Origin of the sequence: Pseudoalteromonas sp. S554 (assembly GCF_005930865.1) — a bacterium.
GTDB classification, from domain to species: domain Bacteria; phylum Pseudomonadota; class Gammaproteobacteria; order Enterobacterales; family Alteromonadaceae; genus Pseudoalteromonas; species Pseudoalteromonas marina.
This window is the reverse complement of sequence record NZ_PNDV01000127.1, coordinates 1-1,238: the sequence shown is the minus strand read 5'-3', so window position 1 is coordinate 1,238 and position 1,238 is coordinate 1. Positions and strand designations below refer to the sequence as shown.

The following is a 1,238-nucleotide window of genomic DNA, read 5'->3' as shown; positions in this document are numbered from 1 at the left end:
TGTTGTGGTCAACTAATTCCGGACAGTGAATTAAGTTTTTCTTCTGCTACAGCTGGGGCAACCATTTGATTATAGCTATGTGGTCTGTGCCAGTTATAGTAATTCATCAAATAATAGCTAATATCTTTTTCAGCATCTTGATAATTACTATAACCTAATGATGGAACCCATTCCGTTTTTAAACTTCTAAATAGGCGCTCCATCGGGGCATTATCCCAGCAATTTCCTCGGCGACTCATGCTTTGTTTTATACGGTAACGCCACAGCCTTTGTTGAAACCTTTTGGCGCTGTACTGACAGCCTTGGTCTGAATGAAACATTAGCCCAGATGGCCTGCCCCGTTGCTCGTATGCTCTATTTAATGCTTTAATAACTAAGTTAGTATCAGGCTTATCAGACATTGCCCAGCCAACCACGCGACGAGCAAATAAGTCGATAATAACAGCCAGATAAGACCATTTATTACCCGTCCAAATATAGCTTATATCTCCACACCAAATGTGGTTTGGACCATCAACGTCAAACTCACGATTGAGTATGTTTGGAATGTCTGCTCGCTCCACCGTCGCTAATTTATATGAATGAGGCCCTGGTTGTTTACAGACTAATTCCAGGTCACGCATGATACGGCGTACCTTAAAGACACCAACAGGTAAGTCTGCGTCCTTTAGCATCGCCACCAACGTGCGGCTACCGGCAGCTCCACGACTGAGCGAAAATAACTCATTAATCGTCGACCTAAGTTGCACCTCTTCAAGCTTAATTGATGTCTCACGCTGCTTAAAATCATAAAAGCTCGAACGCGGAACATCAAACACGCTACAGACCATTTCTACAGACTCATGCTCACTTAAATGGCCAATCAACGAATATTGTTCATCTCGTCTGACATTAAGAGAGCGGTAGCCTTTTTTAAAATTGTTTTCTCTCTTTCAAGTCGATTAACTTTAGCTTCAAGCTCCTGAATTTTTTGTTGCTCAGGGGTAAGCGCTTTAGAGTTTGGTGTTGTGCCACCACGCTCATCTTGTAATTGCTTAACCCAGCGACGAAGGGCTGTTTCACCGACTTCTAGTGAGCGAGCAGCTTCTGGGAATGAATATCCTTCATCAAGGACTAATTTTGCTGAATCAAGTTTAAACTCTTGAGAAAAAGAGCGACGTTGTTTTGTCATAGAACACCTCTGTTTGAGTGGTAATAATACCACCTAAATTGGTGTCCGGTTTCATTGAATCACAACA

At 42.3% G+C, this 1,238-nt stretch carries 1 protein-coding gene; it reads right to left on the bottom strand.

The features are described 5' to 3' along the window. Window positions 1–8 precede the first annotated feature (8 nt). A protein-coding gene (locus CWB65_RS19065) for an IS3 family transposase (RefSeq protein WP_138741252.1) occupies window positions 9–1,171 on the bottom strand; the annotation gives its coding sequence in 2 pieces (ribosomal slippage) (window positions 9–916 and window positions 916–1,171; 1,164 coding nt in all). Window positions 1,172–1,238: the final 67 nt, after the last annotated feature.